Source organism: Streptomyces sp. S465, from assembly GCF_026898115.1.
GTDB classification, from domain to species: Bacteria; Actinomycetota; Actinomycetes; order Streptomycetales; family Streptomycetaceae; genus Streptomyces; species Streptomyces luomodiensis.
Genome location: NZ_CP114036.1, coordinates 2109593 through 2126439 on the forward strand (window position 1 = coordinate 2109593; position 16847 = coordinate 2126439).

Sequence of the window (16847 nt, forward strand, 5' to 3'; positions counted from 1 at the left end):
GCGAAAAGAGCGAACTCCCATGCCGCGCTACCTTGTGCAGCGGCTGCTCCAGGCGGTCTTCGTGCTGTGGGCGGCCTTCACCACCTCCTTCGTCGTGCTGTATCTACTGCCCGGCGACCCCGTGTCGATCATGGCTTCGGGGGGCGGTGACACCAACGATGTGAGTCCCGAGCAGATCGCCGAGCTCAAGCGGACCTACGGTTTCGACAAACCGCTGATCGAGCAGTACGGAGACCGGCTGTGGCACGCCCTGCGGGGCGACTTCGGGATCTCCGTGCAGAACGGTGACCCGGTCACCCGGCTGATCGCCGACCAGCTGCCCGCGACGCTCCAGCTCACCTCGGCCGCGCTGCTGCTGGCCACGGTGCTGGGGGCGGGCGTCGCCCTGGCGGCCACCTACACCCGGCGGCGCTGGCTGCGGCAGGCCCTGCTGTCGCTGCCGGCGCTGGGCGTCTCGGCGCCGACCTTCTGGGTGGGCCTGATCCTCGTCCAGGTGGTGTCGTTCCGCTGGGGGCTGCTGCCCGCCATCGGCAACGAGGGGCCACAGAGCCTGGTCCTGCCCGCCATCACCCTGGCCATCCCCACCTCCGCCGTGATCGCGCAGGTCTTCGCCAAGAGCCTGCGGACCGCGCTGGCCGAGCCGTACGTGGAGACGGCGCTGGCCAAGGGGGCGAGCCGGCGGCGGGTGCACTTCGGGCACGCGCTGCGCAACGCCTCGATCCCGCCGCTGACCGTGGCCGGGGTGCTGGTCGGCAATCTGCTGGCGGGGTCGGTGATCGTGGAGACGGTGTTCTCCCGGACCGGTATCGGCCGGATCACCGCCACCGCCGTGACCGCCCAGGACATCCCGGTGGTGCAGGGTCTGGTGGTCTTCGGCGCCCTGGCCTTCGTGCTCGCCAATCTGGCGGTCGACCTGGTCGTCCCGCTGCTCGATCCGCGCGTCACCGGTGCCGCGGCCCCGGCGGTGACCCGATGAGCCGCCGCGCCGCGGTGCGGTTCTGGCTGCACCGGCCCGGTCTGGTGGTGGCGGTGGCCGTCCTCGTCCTGGTGCTCCTGACGGCCTTCTTCCCCGGCCTGTTCACCGGGCGGGATCCGCTGTCGGGGGTGCCGGCCGAACGGCTGCGGCCGCCCAGCCTCCACCACCCCTTCGGCACCGACCAGTTGGGCCGCGACCTGTTCGCGCGGGTGGTGCACGGTTCGGCGCTCTCGCTCAAGGCCACCTCGCTGGCCGTGGCGGTGGGCCTGGTCGTCGGTTCGGCGCTCGGGCTGCTCGCCGGGTACGTGGGCGGGCTGCTCGACGACGTCCTGATGCGGATCGCCGATGTGCTGCTCGCCATCCCCGGCCTGCTGCTCTCCCTCGCCCTGGTGACCGCGCTCGGCTTCGGCACCGTCAAGGTGGCCGTCGCGGTGGGCGTGACCAGCGTCGCGAGCTTCGCCCGGATCATGCGGGCGGAGGTGCTGCGGGTCCGCGAGGCCACCTATGTCGAGGCGGCGCGGTCCTCGGGTTCGGGCCCGCTGTCGGTACTGCTGCGGCATGTGCTGCCGAACGCCTCGGGGCCCGTACTGGTCTACGCGGCCGTGGAGTTCGGCACCGTGGTGCTCGCCGTCTCCGCGCTCAGCTTCCTGGGCTACGGGGCCGAGCCCCCGGCGCCGGAGTGGGGCTCCCTGGTCTCGGGCGGCCGCGACTACCTCGCCACCGCGTGGTGGCTCACCACCCTGCCGGGCCTGACCATCGCCGCCACCGTGCTGGCCGCCGGCCGGGTCTCCCGGGCGCTGGACGGCGAAGCCAAGGAGCTCTCCCGATGACCACCGACACCGCACCCCTGCTGTCCGTCCGCGGCCTGAGGGTCTCCTACCGCGCCGGCGACGGCGCCCCGCCCGCCGTGCGCGGGGTGGACCTCGACATCGCCCCCGGTGAGGTGGTCGCCCTCGTCGGCGAGTCCGGTTCGGGGAAGTCCACCACCGCGCACGCGGTCATCGGTCTGCTGCCGCCCGGCGGGCGGGTGGACGGCGGCCGGATCCTCTTCGACGGCACGGATCTGGCCGCGGCCGGGGACCGGGAACTGCGGGCGCGGCGCGGCCGGGACATCGGACTGATCCCGCAGGACCCGATGGTCTCGCTCAACCCGGTGCAGCGGATCGGGCGGCAGGTCGCCGAGGTGCTGCTGATCCACGGCCTGGCGGACCGGGCGTCCGCCCCCGCCGAGGCCGTGACGATCCTGGGGCAGGCCGGACTGCCGGACCCGGAGATCCGGGCCCGGCAGTATCCGCACGAGCTGTCCGGGGGCATGCGGCAGCGGGTGCTCATCGCGATCGCGGTGGCGGCCCGCCCCCGGCTGGTGATCGCCGACGAGCCGACGAGCGCGCTGGACGTCACCGTGCAGCGGCGCATCCTGGACCACATCGAGACGCTCACCCGCCAGGCGGGCACGGCCGTACTGCTGATCACCCACGATCTGGGGGTCGCGGCCGACCGGGCCCGGCGGATCGCGGTCATGTCGGAGGGCGAGATCGTGGAGTCCGGCCCGGCCCACCAGGTGCTGACCGCGCCCCGGCATCCGTACACCCGGCGGCTGCTGGCCAGCGCGCCGAGCGTGGCGACGGAGCCGGTGCGGGTGCGGGTACGCGAGGCGGCGGCCGGGGAGCCCGCCGCCGAGGGCGCCGATCTCGTCGTCGCCGAGGGGCTGGTCAAGGAGTTCGCCCCGCGCGGCCGGGCGCGGGTCCGCGCCGTGGACGGCGTGGACTTCCGCATCCGGCGCGGTGAGAGCTTCGCCCTCGTCGGCGAGTCCGGTTCGGGCAAGTCCACCACGGCCCGCATGGTGGCGCGGCTGACCGATCCCACCGAGGGCCGGATCCGGTTCGACGGCCAGGACATCACCGCGCTGTCCGGCGCGGCGCTGCGCCGGCTGCGGCGCCGCGTTCAGCTGGTCTACCAGAACCCGTACTCCTCGCTCGACCCCCGCCGGTCCGTCGCCGACGCCGTCACCGAGCCGCTGCGCGCCTTCCGGGTCGGCGACCGGGCGGCACGGCTGCGGCGCGCGGCCGAGCTGCTGGACCGGGTGGCGCTGCCCGCGACCACCCTGCGGCGCAGGCCCGGTGAGCTGTCGGGCGGTCAGCGGCAGCGGGTCGCGATCGCCCGTGCGCTGGCCCTCAGCCCCGATCTGGTCATCTGCGACGAGCCGGTGTCGGCGCTGGACGTGTCGGTGCAGGCGCGCATTCTGGAGCTGCTGGCGGAGTTCCAGCGCGATCTGGGGCTGAGCTATCTCTTCATCTCCCATGACCTCGCCGTCGTACGGCAGATCGCCGACCGGGTCGGGGTGATGCGCGGCGGCAGGCTGCTGGAGACGGGCACGGCCGACGAGGTCTTCGCCTCGCCCTCCCACCCGTACACCGAGGAACTGCTCGCCGCGATCCCCGGCGGGCGCCACGCGGCCCCGGCCCGATCCGCCTGACTCCCTCCCTCAGCCACGAGAGGCGTGCCCCGATGTCCTCCGACGTTCCGCTGTCCGTACTTGATCTCGTCCCCATCAGCTCCGGCTCCACCGCCGCCGAGGCGCTGCGCAACACCCTGGATCTGGCGCGCCGCACCGAGGCGGCCGGCTACCGCCGCTACTGGCTGGCCGAGCACCATCTCAACCCCGGTGTCGCGGGCACCTCCCCCGCGCTGGTCATTTCGCTGGTCGCCGGGGCCACTGAGCGCATCCGGGTCGGCTCGGGCGCCGTACAGCTGGGCCATCACACCCCGCTGTCGGTGGTCGAGCAGTTCGGGCTGATCGACGCACTGCACCCCGGCCGGATCGACCTGGGGCTCGGCCGCTCGGGCGGCGTCCCGCGCACAGCGGCCGCTGCCCCGGCCGAGGGGTCCGGGAAGACCGGGGCCGAGGAGGCCGGGAGGGCCGAGGAGGCCGGGAGGGCCGAGGAGGCCGGGAGGGCCGAGGGCACCTTCACCGACAGCGGGCTCTACCTCCCGCCGAAGTACACCGGTTTCCCGAAGCTGCTGGCCTCGCCCCGCTTCCGGCTGCACCAGGAACTGCTGCGGCAGCCGGGCGCCACCACACCCGAGTACGCCGAGCAGATCGACGACATCCTGGCCCTGCTGGCCGGCGAGTACCGCTCGGCGGACGGGGTGGAGGCGCATGCCGTTCCCGGCGAGGGCGCCGACGTCGAGGTGTGGATCCTGGGCAGCAGCGGCGGTACGAGCGCGGAGACGGCGGCCGCGCGCGGACTGCCGTTCGCCGCGAACTACCACGTCAGCCCGGGGTCGGTGGTGGAGGCCGTGGAGGCGTACCGCAAGGCGTTCCGCCGCTCCCCCGCGCTGGCCGCACCACGGGTGCTGGTCTCGGCCGATGTGGTCGTCGCCCCCGATGACGCGACCGCGCGCCGGCTGGCCTCCGGGTACGGGCTGTGGGTGCGCTCCATCCGTACCGCCGAGGGGGCGATTCCGTTTCCGACGCCCGAGGAGGCGGCCCGGCACCGGTGGTCGGACGAGGACCGGGCGCTGGTGGCCGACCGGGTCGACACCCAGTTCGTGGGGGCGCCGGAGACGGTGGTGGAGCGCCTGGCGGCGCTGCGCGAGGCGACGGGCGCGGATGAGCTGCTGATCACCACGATCACGCATGGCCACGAGGACCGGGTGCGCTCGTACGAACTGCTGGCCGAGGCCTGGGCGAAGCGCGCGTGACCGGGCGCGGGCGGGGTGTTCCGCCGCGCCGCCCGCGCCCCGATGACCGATGACGCCGGAGAGATCCGGACAGATCAGCCCGATGCTGGAAGGACACCATGAAGTTCTCCGTACTGTCCCTGATCAGCCATGCCCCGCATCCATTGACCGGTGAGCTGCCCCCGGCCGCCGAGCGGTTCGAGGACGTCCTGGAGACGGGGGTGGCCGCCGAGCGGCTCGGTTTCGACGCGTATGCCGTCGGGGAGCGGCACGCGGGGCCGTTCCTGTCCTCGAGCCCCACGGTGGTGCTGGGCGCGCTCGCGGCCCGCACCTCCCGGATCAAGCTGCTCACCGGGGTGACCGTGGTGGCGATCCTGGACCCGGTGCGGGTCGCCGAGGACTACGCGACGCTGGACCAGATCTCCCGGGGCCGGATCGAGCTGGTGGTGGGCAAGGGCGCGGAGGCCGGGCACTTCGATCTCTTCGGCCTCGACGAGGACCGGCAGTGGGATCTCCAGGCCGAGAAGTACCAGCTGCTGCGGCGGCTGTGGAGCGAGGAGAACGTCACCTGGGAGGGGGAGTTCCGGCCGCCGCTGAAGGGGGTGACGACCGTGCCGCGCACCTACGACGGGCTGCCCAGGATCTGGCACGGCTCGGCCACCAGCCGCAACTCCACCGAGCTGGCCGCCCGGCACGGCGATCCGCTGTTCACGGCGAACGCCATCCAGCCGCGCTCGGCGTACGCCGAGCTGATCCGCCACTACCGCGAGCGGTTCGAGGCATACGGGCACGACCCGGCGGCCGCGTATGTGGCGGCCGGGTCCGGCGGGCTGTTCATCGCCGACACCACCCAGCAGGCGATCGCGCAGTACAAGGACTACTACGAGGCGCGGGTCCGGCAGAGCTTCAAGCCCCATCTGGCCGGCAAGCCGGGCTACAACACCCCGTTCCGCACCATCGAGGACGCGATCGAGAACGGGCCGCAGCTCATCGGGAGCCCGCAGCAGATCATTGACAAGATCCTCGCCTATCACGAGGTCTACCGGCACGACCTTCAGTCGATCACGGTCGACGGCATCGGGCTGAGCCGGGCCCGGCAGATCGAGACGTTGCAGAGGTTCGCCGAGGAGATCGCCCCGGTGGTGCGTCGGGAGGCCCCCAGCACCCTGTGGAGCTGAGCCGCATCCCTCCCCCAACGTCCGTCGCACGGAGGCGAGTTGGCGGGCCCCTTCCCGGGGGCCGCCACCTTACTCGCGCGTTAAAAATCAGCTGAATCGCTCTTGCCTTCTTCGGCGGTGCGCGCATCAATGACATCGCCCGTGGATGACGGGCAGTCAGGAACCCCCCACACACAAGCCGCACTTCCCCCACTCCGGAAGGCAGTCCCATGAGACGGATCAAGCTCGGGATCAGCACGGCAATGGGAGCAGCAGCACTGGCCGCCGGCGCGCTCGCGCTGGCCCCGACCGCGACCGCGGTCACCCCGACGACCGCCACCCTGACGGCCGATTGCGGGACCTTCGGATCGGGTCTGGCCACGCTGACGGCCACGCAGAGCGGGACGTCCGCGACCATCACCCTGTCCTCGTCGGCGATCACGTCGCCGATCGACGTCGCGGCGGGTTCGGTGAGCTCGACGCTGACGCTGTCGAAGAACGGCTCCGGGACCACGACCTTCACCGGCAATTCCAGCCCGGCGCTCCCGGCCGGCTCCGCCGTGAGCACCGGCCCGCTCAAGGGCACGGTGGCCGCGGGCGACGTCCTGGAGGCCACGTCGCTGAAGCTGGTGATCTTCGGCCTGATCACGGTGAACTGCACCGCCACCTCGGCCCAGTCGCCGGGTCCGTTCACCTTCTGAGCCGCCCACAGCCGACCGGCGGCGTCCCCGGCGGACGCCGCCGGTCCGGTCACGTCATGGCGCGCGCCATAATGGGCCCGATACATCGGAGGTTTAACTCCCGGGGAGGTCCACCATGGCGGTCACCGACGAGGCGATCGAGAAAATCAAGGGCATGATCGTCTCGGGTGCGCTGCGCCCCGGCGACCGGCTCCCCAAGGAGAGCGAGCTGGCCGCCGAGCTCGGACTGTCCCGCAACTCGCTGCGCGAGGCCGTGCGGGCGCTGTCGCTGATCCGGATCCTGGACGTACGGCAGGGCGACGGCACCTATGTGACCAGCCTCGACCCCCAGCTGCTGCTGGAGGCGCTGAGCTTCGTCGTGGACTTCCACCGCGATGACACGGTGCTGGAGTTCCTGGCGGTGCGGCGGATCCTGGAGCCCGCCGCCACGGCGCTGGCCTGCACCCGGATCAGCGACGCCGAACTGGACCGGCTCCAGGCGCAACTGGACGCGCTCGGGCCGGCGCCGTCCGTGGAGGAGCTGGTCGCCGGCGATCTGGAGTTCCACCGCGGCATCGTCCAGTGCTCGGGCAACTCGGTGCTCTGCTCACTGCTCGACGGGCTCTCCGGGCCCACCACCCGGGCCCGGGTGTGGCGCGGGCTGACCCAGGAGGACGCGGTCAGCCGCACCCTCACCGAGCACCGGGCGATCCTGGCCGCGCTGCGGGACCGCGACGCGGAGGCGGCGCGGTCCTGGGCGACGGTGCACATCGCGAGCGTGGAGCAGTGGCTGCGCGCCACGCTGTGAGTGCTCCCGGGCACGGGCGTCAGAGGCCCTCGGGGCCCCTGGGCCTACGGGCCTACAGGCGGAGGCGGTAGGAGCGGGCCGCGGTGCCGCCGAGGACGGCGGCCCGCTCGTCCTCGCCGAGCCCGAGGGTGGCGCGCTCCGCGAGGGACACCACCTCGTCGTAGGTCGCGGCCAGGGTGCACACCGGCCAGTCGGAGCCGAACAGCACCCGGCCCGGCCCGAAGACGTCCAGGACGTGCCAGGCGTACGGGAGCACCTGCTCGGGCCGCCAGCCGTCCCAGGCGGCCTCGGTGACCAGTCCGGACAGTTTGCAGTCGATGTTCGGCAGGGCCGCGAGCACGGCGAGCCGCCGGGCCCAGGGGTCGCGCTCCCCGCCGGCCACGGGCGGTTTGGCGGCGTGGTCGAGGACGAAGCCCAGCTGGGGCAGCTCGCGGACGGCGTCGATCGCCGCGGGAAGTTCCCTCGGGGTGATCAGCAGGTCGTAGACCAGGCCCGCGTCGGCCACGGCGGCGAGCCCGCGGCGGACGTCGTCGCGGGCCAGCCACCGCCGGTCCGGCTCGTCCTGCACCTGGTGGCGCACGCCCACCAGGTGCTCGCCGCCGGGCCCGGCGGCCAGTTCGGCGAGCACCTCGCCCACCCCGGGGTGGGTGAGGTCGGCCCAGCCGACGACGCCGGCGATACGGTCCCAGCCGTCGGCCAGGGCGAGGAGTTCCCGGGTCTCCTCGACGGAGGAGCTGGACTGGACGACGACGGTGGCGCCGATCCCATGGGCGTCCAGGTGCGGGGCGAGGTCCTCCGGGGTGAAGGTGCGGCGGATGGGGTCGGCCCACGGGCCGTCCATCCAGGGCTGTGCACGGCGGGTCAGGTCCCACAGATGGTGGTGGGCGTCGATACGGCGCGGCACGGGCACTCCTTCGGGTCGCCTTCGGGTCAGGCCGGCCGGACCGGCAGCGGGATGTCGTCGTCGAGCAGACCGCGCCGCACCAGGGTCCGCCACAGTTCGTCGGGGATGTCGCGGGTGAACAGCTCGGCGTTGTCCCGGACTTCGGCCGGGGATGCGCAGCCGACCAGCGCCGCGGCCACCGCGGGATGGCCGAAGGGGAAGCGCAGCGCTGCGGCCCGCAGCTCCACGCCGAACTCGGCGCACACCGAGGCCAGCCGCCGGGCCCGCTCGATGAGCTCGGCCGGCGCCCGCCGGTAGTCGTAGTGGGCCCCGGGGCCGGGGTCGGCGAGCAGCCCGGAGTTGTAGACCCCGCCGGCCACCACGGAGGTGCCGCGCCGCTCGCACACCGGCAGCAGGTCGTCGTAGGCGGTGCGCTCCAGCAGTGTCCAGCGGCCCGCGCACAGCACGACGTCCACGTCGAAGTCGGCGACGAACCGGGCGAGCACATCGCTGTGGTTCATGCCGAAGCCGATGGCCCGGACGAGCCCTTCCGCCTTCAGCTCGGCCAGTGCCGCGAAACCCGTCTCATGGACCTCACGGATGTGGTTCTCCGGGTCGTGGAGGTAGACGATGTCCACCGCGTCGACCCCGAGCCGCTCCAGGGAGGACTCCAGGGTGGCCCGGATGCCGTCCCGGGTGAAGTCCCACTCCCGGACCCGGTCGGGGGTGGCCGCGAACCCCTCCGCCTGGCCGGGCTCTCCCAGGAAGCGGGGCCGCAGCCGCCGCCCCACCTTGGTGGAGAGCGTGTACCCGGCGCGGTCGCGCCCGGCCAGCACCCGTCCCAGCCGTTCCTCGGAGAGTCCGACGCCGTAGTGCGGCGCGGTGTCCATATAGGTGAGACCGGTGTCGAATGCCGCCCTTACGGTCTCCCTGGCGCGCTCCTCCGGCACCGCCTCGTAGAGATTGGCCAGCGGCGCGCAGCCGAGGCCCAGGGGTGGCACCCGCACTCCCGAGCGCCCCAGTTCGCGCGGGCCGCTCGGGGCCCGTCCGCCGTCGACCGCCATGGCTCCCTCCTGCCCGTTGCTCAGTCCTGCTTCTCGCCGCCGGCATAGCGGGAGATGATCAGGGCGACGATGATGATCGAGCCATTGATGAACTGGTTCCACAGCGGCGGTACCCCGCCGAGGGTCATCACATTGACGACCAGTTGCAGAGTCAGCACACCGGTGAGCGCGCCGAAGAGCGTGCCCCGACCGCCCTTGAGGCTGATCCCGCCGATGACCGCCGCGGCGAACACCTGGAAGATCCAGCCGTTGCCCTGGGTCGCCGCGACCGAGCCGTAGTGGCCGGTGTAGAGGACGCCCGCGAAGGCGGCGAGAAGGCCGCCGACGCTGAGCACGATCCAGGTGATCCGGTCCACCCGGATGCCCGCCGCCCGCGCGGCCTCGGGGTTGCCGCCGATCGCGTACAGCGCGCGTCCGTGCCGCAGATAGCCCAGCGCCAGGCCGCCGACCGCGTACAGCCCCAGGCAGATCCACACGGCGGCGGGCACGCCCAGCCATTCGGCCTTGCCGAGGTAGCGGAAGGATGCGGGGACGTTGACGATCGACTGGCCCTCGGCGACGCCGACCTGGAGTCCGCGCAGCATGGTGAGCATGCCCAGGGTCGCGATGAAGCCGTTGACCCGCAGCTTGAGGATCAGGAAGCCGTTGGCCGCGCCGATCAGCGCCCCGACCGACAGACACAGCGGGATGGCGGTCCACACCGGCAGCAGCCCCAGGCCCTCGAACCGCGCCCCGTGCTCGGGCAGCACGAACCATAAGGCGATCACGGGCGCCACGGCGATGGTCGACTCCAGCGAGAGGTCCATCCGCCCGCTGATCAGGATCAGCGCCTCGCCCAGCACCAGCAGCCCCAGCTCGGTGGACTGCTGGACGACGCCGATCAGGTTGTCCTGGGTGAGGAAGGCGGGTGAGACGATGAAGCCGATCACCCCGAGGACGAAGATCACGGGGACCAGCGACAGATCGCGCCAGCGCGCGAGGTCGATCCGCGGCCGGCCCCGCCCCGCCGGGTCGTCGGCCACCGCCTCGGCGGTCCGCCGCCGTGCCGTATCGGTCATGGCTGCCTTCCTTCCGTGCGGTCTCCCGTGTCCCCTGCGCCCCTTGCATCCCCTGTGCCGCTTGCGTCCCCTGTGTCTCCCGCCGTGCCGTCCGGGCCCGTGGTGCCGGGTCCGGTCATGCCCTCCATGGCGGCCACCAGCTGACGGTCGCTCCAGCCGCCGCCGAACTCCGCGACTACCCGTCCGTGGAAGAACGCCAGGACCCGGTCGCAGATCCGCAGGTCGTCCAGTTCGTCGGAGACGATGACCGCGCCGCTCCCGGCCGCGGCCACGTCCCGTACGACGCCGAGCAGCGCGTCCTTGGACCTCACGTCCACCCCGGCGGTCGGGCGGATCGCGACCAGGACGCTGGGCTCACGGGCCAGCGCCCGCGCGATGACGACCTTCTGCTGATTTCCGCCGGACAAACCCGAAACCGGCTGTGAGGGGCCCGAGGTCTTGATGTCCAGGGAGGTGATCATCCGCTGGGCGAAGGCGCGGGTGCGGGAGGGCAGCACGGTGCCGTAGGGCCCCAGCTGGTCGGTGACGGTCAGCGTGGCGTTCTCGGCGACGCTGCGGCCCAGGACCAGGCCCTGGTCGTGCCGGTCCTCCGGGACGTAGCCGATGCCCGCGTCGACGGCGTGCGGCACGCTGCCGGGGCGCACCGGCCGGCCACGCACCGACAGCCGGCCGCCGGCCGGTGTGCGCAGCCCCACCAGGGTCTCGCCGACCGCCGTGTTGCCGCTGGCCGTGGCCCCGGCCAGACCGAGCACCTCGCCGGGGCGCACCACCAGGTCCAGCGGCTCGAACTCGCCCTTGCGGACGAGCCCTTCGGTGCGCAGCACCGGCTCCCCGCCCGGGGCGGCGTCCTTACGGGTGACGCGAACCCGGACGGCCGCCCGGGAGTCACCCCCGGACGCCGCGCCGTCGTCCCCGGTCATCGCCGCCACCAGCGCCTCCTTGGGCAGCTCGGCGACCGGGGCGGTCAGCACGTGCCGGGCGTCGCGGAAGACGGTGACGGTGTCGCAGAGTTCGTAGACCTCCTGGAGGTGGTGCGAGATGAACAGGAAGGCGACCCCCTGGCGGCGCAGCTCGCGCAGCTTGGCGAAGAGCCGCTCGATACCGCCCGCGTCGAGCTGGGCGGTGGGCTCGTCGAGGATGATCAGCCGGGCGCCGAAGGACAGGGCGCGGGCGATCTCCACGAACTGCCGCTGCTCGACGCCGAGGTCCTTCGCCCGCGCCCGGGGGTCCACCGCCACGCCGTACTCGGCCAGCAGCGCACGGGCGTCCTCGCGCAGGGCGTGCCAGCGGATGCGTCCCGTGCCCGGGAACCGGTTGAGGTACAGGTTCTCGGCGACCGTCAGCTCCGGGACCACCATCGACTTCTGGTAGACGCAGGCCACCCGGCGCTGCCAGGCGGCGGTGTCGCCGTAGCCCGGGGCGGGCTCGCCGGAGAAGGTCACCTCGCCCTCGTCCGGGCGCTCCATGCCGGTCAGGACGGACACCAGGGTGGACTTGCCCGCCCCGTTGCGCCCGACGAGCGCATGGGCCTCCCCGGGCCGTACGGCCAGCCGGGCGTGGTCCAGGGCGACGGTGGGCCCGAACCGTTTGACGATGCCCCGGGCCCGCACCACGGCGGGCTGCTCGACCGCGGCCATGGTCACTTCTTCTCGAGCTGGTTGGCCCACAGCTTCGTGTCGTCGACGTTCTCCTTGGTGACCAGCGGCGCCGGGAGCTGGTCCTCCAGGCCGTTCCCGATCTTGACGATCTCGGAGCCGTGATCGGTGGGGCCCGGGGTGAACGTCTTGCCGTCCAGAGCCGCCTTCGCGTAGTTCAGGGCCCACTGGGCGTAGAGGTCGGCGGGCTGGGAGAGGGTGGCGTCGATCTTCCCGGAGCGGATCGCGTCCAGCTCCTCGGGGATCCCGTCGTTGGAGATGATCGTGATGTGCTTGGCCGAACCGGCCGGTTTCAGCAGCCTCTTCTGCTCCAGCAGCGCGAGGGTGGGCTGGAGGAAGGCGCCGCCCGCCTGCATATAGATGCCGTTCACGTCCTTGTGCTGGGCCAGCAGGCTCTGCAGCTTGGCGGAGGCCACATCGCCCTTCCAGTCGGTCGGCAGCTCATGCACCGTGATGCCGGGGTACTTCTTCTTCATGCAGGAGGCGAACGCCTGCGAACGGTCCCGGCCGTTGATGGAGCTGAGATCGCCCTGGAGCTCGGCGACCCGGCCCTTGCCGCCCAGCTTCTCACCGAGGTACTCGCACGCCTTGGTGCCGTACGCCCGGTTGTCGGCCCGCACCACCATGTAGACCTTGCCCGAGTCGGGGCGGGTGTCCACGCTCACCACGGGGATCTTCTTCTCCGCCAGCTGTTCCAGGGTGGCGGAGACGGCCCCGGTGTCCTGGGGGGCCATGATGACCGCCTTGGCGCCCTGGTCGGTCAACGCCTGGACGTTGGCGACCAGTTTGGAGATGTCGTTCTGCGAGTTGGACAGGGGCAGCGCGGAGACCGTGCCCTTGTCGATGCCCTTCTCCAGGTACTGCTGGTAGGAGTTCCAGAAGTCGGTGTCCGTCCGCGGCATGTCGATGCCGACCTTGCCGCCGCCGGCGCCGTTGCTCTCACGGTTGCAGCCGGTGAGCGCCGCGACGGCCAGCAGCACGGCGCAGGCGGCGGTGCCGGTGGTGCGGAGTCTCGTCATCGAGTCCCGTCCTTGGTCGTTCCTGGTCGAGTCGTCCGGGTGGCGCTGCTCCTCGGCGGTTCGGCGGGGTGGACTGGAGAAGGCGGTGTCTCAGGAGGAGGCGGGGCGCAGCCGCAGGCCCTGCATCCCTCCGTCGACGGCCAGCGCGGTGCCGGTGACGGCCGCGGCGGCGGGGCCGGCGAGATACGCGACGGCGGCGGCCACCTCGTCGGCGGAGACCAGCCGTCCGGTGGGCTGCCGGGCCTCCAGGGCGGCCCGCTCGGCCGCCGGATCGGGAGCCTGGTCGAGCAGCCGGCAGACCCACGGGGTGTCCACGGTGCCGGGGTTGACGCAGTTGACGCGGATCCCCTCGCGGATGTGGTCCGCCGCCATGGCGAGGGTGAGTGACAGCACCGCGCCCTTGCTGGCGCTGTAGGCGGCGCGCTGCGGCAGTCCGGCGGTGGCGGCGATCGAGCAGGTGTGGGTGATGGAGACGGCGCCGGGCCGGTCGGCCGCGGCGGCGCGCAGATGCGGCAGCGCGGCGCGCGCGGTGCGGACCAGGCCCAGCACGTTGATGTCCAGCAGCCGGTGCCACTCCTCGTCGGAGTTGTCCTCGACGGTGCCGATCGCGCCGACGCCCGCGTTGCCGACGACCGTGTGCAGGGCGCCGAATTCGGCCACCGCCGCGTCCACCGCGCCCCTGATCGCCTCGTCGGAGGTGACATCGGCCTTGAGCGGCAGCGTGCCGTCCGGGGCGCCCGACGGGTCGCGGTCGAGCACGGCGACCCGCGCGCCGCGGTCGCGCAGCGTGGCGGCGATGGCGGCGCCGATACCGGAGGCGCCGCCGGTGACGAGCGCGGCCAGCCCTTCGAAGTCCCCGGTGGTCACTGGTGGTCCTCCTGTCGTACGGACGGTTCGTGCGCGGACGGTTCGTGCGCGGACGGATCGGGTGCGGGCGGTCCCTGTGCGGGCTGCCGGGCGAGGCGGGTCCGCCATTCGGGCCCGTCCGGATAGCGGTAGGCGGCGATCGACTCGGGGTACATACGAGCGGAGAAGCCCGGCGCGGTCGGTGCGCGGTAGCGGCCCGCCTCGATCACCACCGGGTCGGCGAAGTGCTCATGGAGGTGGTCGACATACTCGATGACCCGGTCGTCCCAGCTGCCCGAGACGGCCACGAAGTCGAACATGGCCAGGTGCTGGACCAGTTCGCACAGCCCCACGCCGCCCGCGTGCGGGCACACCGGACGTCCGTACTTGGCGGCGAGCAGCAGGATCGCGAGGTTCTCGTTGACCCCGGCGACCCGCGCCGCGTCGATCTGGACGAAGTCCACCGCCCCGGCCTGGAGCAGCTGTTTGAAGACCACGCGGTTGGCGACGTGTTCACCGGTGGCGACCCTGACCGGCTGTCCGGCACGGATGGCGGCGTGCGCGAGGACGTCGTCCGGGCTGGTGGGCTCCTCGATCCAGTGCGGGTCGTACGGCGCCAGGGCGCTCATCCAGCGCACCGCCTCCGCCACGTCCCAGCGCTGGTTGGCGTCCACCGCGATACGCACACCGGGACCGACCGCCTCGCGCGCGAGCCGCAGCCGCCTGAGGTCCTCGTCGAGATCGGCCCCGACCTTGAGCTTGATCTGGCCGAAGCCGTCGGCGACGGCCTCCTGCGCCAGCTTGACCATTTTCTCGTCGGAGTAGCCGAGCCAGCCGGGCGAGGTGGTGTAGGCGGGGTAGCCCCGCTCGCGCAGGCGCGCGGCCCGCTCGGCGCGGCCGGGCTCGGCGGCGCGCAGGATCGCGAGCGCCTCGTCGCGGGAGAGCGCGTCGCTGAGGTAGCGGAAGTCGACCAGCTCCACCAGCTCCTCGGGCGACATCTCGGCGAGGAACCGCCACAGGGGCTTGGCGGCGTGCCGGGCGGCGAGGTCCCAGGCGGCGTTGACCACCGCCCCGGCCGCCATATGCATGACGCCCTTCTCCGGTCCGAGCCAGCGCAGCTGCGAGTCATGGGTCAGCTCACGGTGCAGGGCGGCGAGGTCGGCGGCGGTCAACGGCACGGGGCGGCCCACCACATGGGAGCGCAGGGAGCGGATGGCGGCCGCGGTGACATCGTTGCCGCGGCCGATGGTGAAGACGAAGCCGTACCCCTCGCACGCCGTCCCGCCGGACGCCGTCCCACCGAACGCCGTCTCCTCGGACGCCGTGCCCTCCTCGGCGTCCGTGCGCAGCACGACATAGGCGGCGGAGTAGTCGGGGTCCGGGTTCATGGCGTCCGAGCCGTCGAGCTGCTCCGAGGTGGGAAATCGGATGTCGTGGACCTCGAGCTCGGTGACGGACGGACGCAGACTCAACGGGAACTCCCTAAACGATGCGCGCGAGAGAAGATCGGACCTTTCGCGGTGATCCGATGTATAGCGCCGCCCTAACGGTTTCGTCCAGGGGTGTGGCGGACATTTCGAAGGACAGATCGGATGAATGGAGGAACGCTCTGGTGCGGGGGCTGCGGCCGGAGACCCGGAAAGCCGTAGGCTTGGGTGGCACGCAATGGGAACTGCAGCTGGAGGCGGAATTGATCGGTCCGCCCCGGCCGGAAGGAGGCGCTGGGTGATCGAGCTTGAGGGGGTTCCCGAGCTGATCGACCCGGTCATGATCTGTGCCTTCGAGGGCTGGAACGACGCCGGAGACGCCGCCTCCACCGCGGTCGGGCACCTGGACCGGGAGTGGAAGGGCGAGGTCTTCGCCTCGCTCGACGCCGAGGACTACTACGACTTCCAGGTGAACCGGCCCACCGTGGCGCTGGACGGCGGGGTGCGCAAGATCACCTGGCCGACGACCCGGCTCTCGGTGGTCCGGGCGGACACCGGGGAGAAGTCCCGGGACCTGGTGCTGGTGCGCGGTATCGAGCCGAGCATGCGCTGGCGGTCGTTCTGCAACGAGATCCTCGGCTACGCCCATGAGTTGGGCGTGGAGATGATCGTCATCCTCGGCGCACTGCTCGGCGACACCCCGCACACCCGGCCGGTGCCGGTCAGCGGCGTCACCTCCGATCCGGACCTGGCCCGCAGCCTCGACCTGGAGGAGACCCGCTACGAGGGCCCGACCGGGATCGTCGGAATCCTCCAGGAGGCTTGCACCCACGCGGGCGTTCCGGCGGTGAGCCTGTGGGCGGCCGTGCCGCACTACGTCTCGCAGCCGCCGAACCCGAAGGCCACCCTGGCGCTGCTCAACCGCCTCGAGGACCTCATCGCGGTGCGCATCCCGCTCGGTGAGCTGACCGAGGACTCACGGGCCTGGCAGCTCGGCGTGGACCAGCTGGCCGCCGAGGACAGCGAGGTCGCCGAGTACGTCCAGTCGCTGGAGGAGGCGCGGGACACCGCCGAGCTGCCGGAGGCGTCGGGCGAGGCCATCGCCCGCGAGTTCGAGCGCTATCTGCGGCGGCGCGACGGCCAGCCCGGCCCCGGCGGCCACGCGACCGAGACCGGCGGTCTCGCGGACGGCCGGGAGGGCGGCACGGCGGGTCCTGGCACCGGCTCGGGCACCCCGTACCTACGCGACCCCGCCGGCGGCCAGGGCCGGCCGCGCAAGCCGTCCGCCAAGGACGACGAGGCGGACAAGGGCGACGCCGAGGACACGGACGGCACCGGGGCCGACGCCAAGGAGCCGGACGACAACGCCCAGGACACCGAGGACCGGGACGACTCGCACGGCGACCAGGGGGACGAAGGGGACCAGAGCGGCCAGGGGGACCAGGGGTCCGACTCCGGCCAGTAGCCACGGCCCCGCCGCCGTACGGCATACGACGCGCCGTACGGCATACGACGGGCGGCACGGCACACCGCGCGGCACACCTGGAACAGCGCTGAGCCCGCGCCGGGACGATCCCGGCGCGGGCTCTT

General features: G+C 72.7%; 15 protein-coding genes. 8 read left to right on the forward strand and 7 right to left on the reverse strand.

What is annotated here, in order from left to right:
* Positions 1-19 precede the first annotated feature (19 nt).
* From N6H00_RS08995 to N6H00_RS09025, 7 genes are all read left to right on the forward strand, one after another.
* Positions 20-976: an ABC transporter permease gene (locus N6H00_RS08995; RefSeq protein ID WP_268971059.1), complete on the forward strand. Its 957-nt coding sequence runs from the start codon at positions 20-22 to the stop codon at positions 974-976.
* On the forward strand, positions 973-1806 hold the full coding sequence (locus tag N6H00_RS09000; protein WP_268971060.1) for an ABC transporter permease: 834 nt from the start codon (positions 973-975) through the stop codon (positions 1804-1806). The genes N6H00_RS08995 and N6H00_RS09000 overlap by 4 nt, the downstream gene beginning before the upstream one ends.
* Positions 1803-3452, forward strand: coding sequence for a dipeptide ABC transporter ATP-binding protein (locus N6H00_RS09005; RefSeq protein ID WP_268971061.1), 1650 nt, complete (start codon positions 1803-1805; stop codon positions 3450-3452). The genes N6H00_RS09000 and N6H00_RS09005 overlap by 4 nt, the downstream gene beginning before the upstream one ends.
* Positions 3453-3484: 32 nt before the next feature.
* Positions 3485-4681, forward strand: coding sequence for an LLM class flavin-dependent oxidoreductase (locus N6H00_RS09010; protein ID WP_268971062.1), 1197 nt, complete (start codon positions 3485-3487; stop codon positions 4679-4681).
* Positions 4682-4779: 98 nt separating this feature from the next.
* A complete protein-coding gene (locus N6H00_RS09015) occupies positions 4780-5838 on the forward strand; it encodes an LLM class flavin-dependent oxidoreductase (protein WP_268971063.1) in 1059 nt (352 codons plus the stop codon).
* Positions 5839-6047: 209 nt separating this feature from the next.
* Complete coding sequence (locus N6H00_RS09020) at positions 6048-6518, forward strand: hypothetical protein (RefSeq protein WP_268971064.1); 471 nt, start codon at positions 6048-6050, stop codon at positions 6516-6518.
* Positions 6519-6633: 115 nt separating this feature from the next.
* Positions 6634-7305, forward strand: coding sequence for a FadR/GntR family transcriptional regulator (locus tag N6H00_RS09025; protein WP_268971065.1), 672 nt, complete (start codon positions 6634-6636; stop codon positions 7303-7305).
* 52 nt (positions 7306-7357) lie between these two features.
* Here the strand turns inward: N6H00_RS09025 and N6H00_RS09030 are convergent, their stop codons facing one another.
* From N6H00_RS09030 to N6H00_RS09060, 7 genes are all read right to left on the reverse strand, one after another.
* Positions 7358-8209: an amidohydrolase family protein gene (locus N6H00_RS09030; RefSeq protein WP_268971066.1), complete on the reverse strand. Its 852-nt coding sequence runs from the start codon at positions 8207-8209 to the stop codon at positions 7358-7360.
* A 26-nt stretch (positions 8210-8235) separates the two neighbouring features.
* The gene (locus N6H00_RS09035) at positions 8236-9252 is read right to left on the reverse strand and encodes an aldo/keto reductase (protein WP_268971067.1); all 1017 of its coding nucleotides are present in this window, start codon (positions 9250-9252) and stop codon (positions 8236-8238) included.
* A gap of 20 nt (positions 9253-9272) precedes the next feature.
* Positions 9273-10310: an ABC transporter permease gene (locus N6H00_RS09040; RefSeq protein WP_268971068.1), complete on the reverse strand. Its 1038-nt coding sequence runs from the start codon at positions 10308-10310 to the stop codon at positions 9273-9275.
* On the reverse strand, positions 10307-11947 hold the full coding sequence (locus N6H00_RS09045; protein ID WP_268971069.1) for a sugar ABC transporter ATP-binding protein: 1641 nt from the start codon (positions 11945-11947) through the stop codon (positions 10307-10309). The genes N6H00_RS09040 and N6H00_RS09045 overlap by 4 nt, the downstream gene beginning before the upstream one ends.
* A gap of 2 nt (positions 11948-11949) precedes the next feature.
* Positions 11950-12984: a sugar ABC transporter substrate-binding protein gene (locus tag N6H00_RS09050; RefSeq protein ID WP_268971070.1), complete on the reverse strand. Its 1035-nt coding sequence runs from the start codon at positions 12982-12984 to the stop codon at positions 11950-11952.
* A gap of 90 nt (positions 12985-13074) precedes the next feature.
* Positions 13075-13851, reverse strand: a complete 777-nt coding sequence (locus N6H00_RS09055; protein ID WP_268971071.1) for an SDR family NAD(P)-dependent oxidoreductase — start codon at positions 13849-13851, stop codon at positions 13075-13077.
* Entirely contained in the window at positions 13848-15296 is a 1449-nt protein-coding gene (locus tag N6H00_RS09060; RefSeq protein ID WP_268976885.1) for an enolase C-terminal domain-like protein, read from the reverse strand. The genes N6H00_RS09055 and N6H00_RS09060 overlap by 4 nt, the downstream gene beginning before the upstream one ends.
* 259 nt (positions 15297-15555) lie before the next feature.
* Here N6H00_RS09060 and N6H00_RS09065 point away from each other — a divergent pair, with 259 nt between their 5' ends.
* Positions 15556-16722: a PAC2 family protein gene (locus N6H00_RS09065; RefSeq protein ID WP_268971072.1), complete on the forward strand. Its 1167-nt coding sequence runs from the start codon at positions 15556-15558 to the stop codon at positions 16720-16722.
* The last annotated feature ends 125 nt before the right edge of the window (positions 16723-16847 follow it).